Annotated in this window: 7 protein-coding genes; 4 read left to right on the forward strand and 3 right to left on the reverse strand. The window is 53.5% G+C overall.

Going from position 1 to position 3,352, the window contains the following annotated elements; translation table 11 throughout:
- The coding region (locus ACLQ7H_RS17495) for a benzoate/H(+) symporter BenE family transporter (protein ID WP_411753752.1) at positions 1–586 on the forward strand (586 nt) is incomplete at its 5' end.
- Positions 587–592: 6 nt separating this feature from the next.
- On the opposite strand, the gene ACLQ7H_RS17500 is transcribed toward ACLQ7H_RS17495, so the two are convergent.
- The gene (locus ACLQ7H_RS17500) at positions 593–1,447 is read right to left on the reverse strand and encodes an aminoglycoside phosphotransferase family protein (protein ID WP_411753757.1); all 855 of its coding nucleotides are present in this window, start codon (positions 1,445–1,447) and stop codon (positions 593–595) included.
- 128 nt (positions 1,448–1,575) lie between these two features.
- On the opposite strand from ACLQ7H_RS17500, the gene ACLQ7H_RS17505 reads away from it, so the two are divergent.
- Entirely contained in the window at positions 1,576–1,953 is a 378-nt protein-coding gene (locus ACLQ7H_RS17505; RefSeq protein ID WP_411753753.1) for a RidA family protein, read from the forward strand.
- Between the two features lie 10 nt (positions 1,954–1,963).
- On the opposite strand, the gene ACLQ7H_RS17510 is transcribed toward ACLQ7H_RS17505, so the two are convergent.
- A complete protein-coding gene (locus tag ACLQ7H_RS17510) occupies positions 1,964–2,344 on the reverse strand; it encodes a nuclear transport factor 2 family protein (RefSeq protein WP_411753754.1) in 381 nt (126 codons plus the stop codon).
- Between the two features lie 31 nt (positions 2,345–2,375).
- A complete protein-coding gene (locus tag ACLQ7H_RS17515; protein ID WP_411753755.1) occupies positions 2,376–2,687 on the reverse strand; it encodes a hypothetical protein in 312 nt (103 codons plus the stop codon).
- A 187-nt stretch (positions 2,688–2,874) separates the two neighbouring features.
- Between ACLQ7H_RS17515 and ACLQ7H_RS17520 the strand changes: the two genes are divergently transcribed.
- On the forward strand, positions 2,875–3,144 hold the full coding sequence (locus tag ACLQ7H_RS17520) for a hypothetical protein (protein ID WP_411753756.1): 270 nt from the start codon (positions 2,875–2,877) through the stop codon (positions 3,142–3,144).
- A gap of 143 nt (positions 3,145–3,287) precedes the next feature.
- The coding region (yjbD, locus tag ACLQ7H_RS17525; protein ID WP_411753758.1) for a DUF3811 domain-containing protein at positions 3,288–3,352 on the forward strand (65 nt) is incomplete at its 3' end.

The raw sequence follows: 3,352 nt of genomic DNA on the forward strand, positions 1-3,352 counted from the left end.
CGCCAAGCCAGAATTTATCGCTCCGCACTTCACGCTGTCGACGTTGCTGGGCATAGGTATTCCTTTCTTTGTCGTGACGATGGCCTCACAGAACGCGCCAGGCATCGCCACTCTCAAGGCTGGCGGGTATGACGTCCCCACTTCTCCCTTAATCAGTTGGACGGCCCTGACGGCTTTGGTGCTGGCCCCCTTTGGCGGCTTCACGGTGTGTATTGCGGCCATCACCGCCGCCATTTGTATGGGCCCGGACGTTCATCCCGATCCCAAACGCCGTTATATGGCTGCCGTGGCCGCCGGTGGCTTTTATCTGTTAGCTGGGGTATTCGGCGGTACTATCGGCATGCTGTTCAGCGCGCTGCCGGTCACCTTGATCCATACCATCGCCGGGCTGGCATTATTAGGCACCATTGCCGGTAGTTTGCAACAAGCACTCCAAGATGATAAACAGCGAGACGCTGCGATGATCACTTTTCTGATCACCGCTTCCGGGTTGACGCTGTTAAACGTAGGGGCTGCGTTCTGGGGGCTGATTGGCGGCGTGCTGGCTTACGCTATTTTCTCATTACCACGTCGCAAAATGCCTTGAATCCCGCTATTGGCCTGCAAAGGTTGGCAGAATAAATCCGCTATCACCCTGCGGCAGCGCAATACCCAAGGCACGCGCTGCCAGTTCTGCCACACGGAAATCGATATCTGCTTGCTCACCATCTTCCAAAAACCAGGCGGCGGAAAGCCCCGCCCAGGCCAGGATCCACTGCAACAGACGGCAACGTTCCAATCCAGCCAGCGCACAAACCTGTTCAACGCGACGATGGAAGATATCGGGATCGGTGGCGACACCGTAATTGGGGTTGCAGAAGATATTGGCGTAATCAAATCCGCGCTCGCCATACAGGCGCTTGGGGTCGATCACTAGCCAACCGCGTTCGGCAAAATCCAGCACGTTGTCATGGTGAATATCTCCATGCAACACCCCTTGTTCCCGCGGGCTGGTCAGCAGTTCTGCCGCGGCGGAGGCACTCAGACGCAGCATGCCTCCGTGAGCCTGCGCTGCAGGCCATAAAGCATTAAACCACTGATCCAAGGGGATCAAATCGGGATAAGGTTCGTCTCTTGGCGCATGCAATCGGGCAATGACCTGGCACAGAATAGCCGTTGCCCGCTGGTCTTCGCCATTACGTACCAGCTGTGCCAATGACAATGGCCCCATTGCCCTTTCCAGTAAAATGCCGTCATCATGCCAGGCCAGCACCCGCGCAGCACCTTCTCCGCGCCACCAGCACATCAGCAGACCGCCAAATTTTTCTTCCTGTTCGCGGGCAATTTTCAGCATTGCGGGCATCGTTTGATAGCGCACCGGCATCAACAAGCTGCTGTGGGTTTCAAACGCTTGCCCGTCTGGCTCAAGTTGCCAGCGTTGCAGATAAGGAATAAATACCTGGTTGATCACCCTTATGCACCCTTAATTGCGTGAACGACTGCCTGAGATGATAGTATTACCCGGCAGCATCCTGCAAAACTTTCGGCTGCACGCGCTGATGAGTGCGTGCTCTTGGTTATCTCGTGGGGGTCATCATGTCATTAATCAAACGTACCAACTATGCAAAATTACCTAAGCCTGGTGGACCCTATGTGCACGCGGTACGCCACGCCGATACGCTTTACGTCTCTGGCCTGACCGCCTTTGCCACCGAAGCCCAGGGGCAAACGGTACAGGATCAGGCACGCGCCATACTGGAACAGTTGGCGGCCGTGGCTGCCAGCGAAGGCACTAATCTTAAATCACTGATCAAGATCACCGTCTTTCTGACCGAGATAGCCGACCTGGCCGCCATCCGTGACGTCCTGTTCGATTATCTGGACGGTGCGCTCCCTGCCAGCTCACTGGTGGCCGTCAGTGCGCTGTTCTCGCCCGATCTCAACGTTGAGATCGAAGCCATTTTGGCTCTGTAATCAAAGGGCGCTATAACGCGCCCTCATCCAGTTCACACGGCCCAATCTTGAACCAGGCCTTGGCGATCTTCCCCTGCTCGATCTCATAGATGGCAATGACGTCCATCTTCCCGCGCCCCTGTGGAAAATTGCGCGTGACCACTTCCTGGTCGATCACCAGGTTCTCCACCACCATCCGTTTGATTCGCTCACCATACAGGCTGGGCTCTTGGAAGCGGGTAATATGACGCTCACGAATTTCACCTTTACCACGGGCAAGCAGCGTATCCGGATGCTGATAATACAGCGCATCGTCCGCCCAGCAGGCCATAAAGGCGTCGATATCACGGGCATTGTAGGCATCAAGCTGCTGTTGGACGATCTCTTCTGGGCGTACTGTTTTGCTGTTCATCGTAATCCCCTGCATAACGTTGAATTCGAGGTTAAAGCTCGACGATTTCATCAACCTGATGATGAAACACGTAAGGATCGGAGAGCAGCTCGAAAGCTTCATCATCCGGATAAGTTACCGCCACCTGATAGGCTTCACCGGCGAAACATTTGATGGCCTCCAGCGAGGCCCAATAGGTTGCCAGAAAGAAATGCGCATAGTCTCCCTGCACCTCTTGCCTGACAAAAGCGCCACGGTTGCCCGCAATCTCTTTAGCCTGCTTAACGCCTGTGACCTGCAAATGATCGGCAAATCCTTGCCGATGTTGTAGCGGCACGCAGCCGTGCCAGGTTCTGACAATCATCGCCACCTACTGAATATAAAACCGGAAATAGTGAATAAATAACCTATCACATTTTTAGCCGATTTCAATCCGTCAGCGCATGATTGTTAAACTGATGCAGAAAGTGCCCTAACAACCCTTTTCCTTCATGACGGGGACGGGAATATTCTGCTAATTTAGCCACTAGACTGATTGATGATGAGTGACTATGCAGCAAAAACCGGTTTTGCACGAAGCCAGACAGTTGAAACGCCTTAACGCCGCCACGCGGCGGCAGTCGCATATGTATAAGTGGTTTGCCCTGGTGGCGGCACTGGATGCATTGTTGGTGTTTTACTATGACCGGGATATGCGTAATGTTTCATTTTCAACCGTGGTCGCCCTGGTTTGTGGCTATCTATGGATCCGCGATCGCAATAAGGCGCGTGGCTATCGGCGCGAGTACGACAACAAATTCGGCAACCCTCGCAGCGAATAGCCGCCCGATGATAAAGTTCGATTTATCCGCTTCCCCCGTGAACTGTTGGAAGAGGTTTGCTAGGTTTATTGCTAACTACAGAACAATATCTTTGCCATAAATGCTGTACACTGAAAGTCAACTTCACAACACAGGTTGCCAAAATGAAGAGACTAACGCTGAAAGAGATGACAGAAAGCGAACAACGTGAAGTAAAGACCGATCTGGA

This window comes from Serratia sp. (in: enterobacteria) (assembly GCF_046715635.1).
Taxonomy (GTDB): Bacteria; Pseudomonadota; Gammaproteobacteria; order Enterobacterales; family Enterobacteriaceae; genus Chania.

Bases quoted from the DNA above. Each gene is read 5' to 3' on its own strand.
- ACLQ7H_RS17505 (WP_411753753.1), top strand. From the start codon at position 1,576: ATGTCATTAATCAAACGTACCAACTATGCAAAATTACCTAAGCCTGGT.
- ACLQ7H_RS17515 (WP_411753755.1), bottom strand. From the start codon at position 2,687: ATGATTGTCAGAACCTGGCACGGCTGCGTGCCGCTACAACATCGGCAA.
- ACLQ7H_RS17510 (WP_411753754.1), bottom strand. From the start codon at position 2,344: ATGAACAGCAAAACAGTACGCCCAGAAGAGATCGTCCAACAGCAGCTT.
- ACLQ7H_RS17520 (WP_411753756.1), top strand. From the start codon at position 2,875: ATGCAGCAAAAACCGGTTTTGCACGAAGCCAGACAGTTGAAACGCCTT.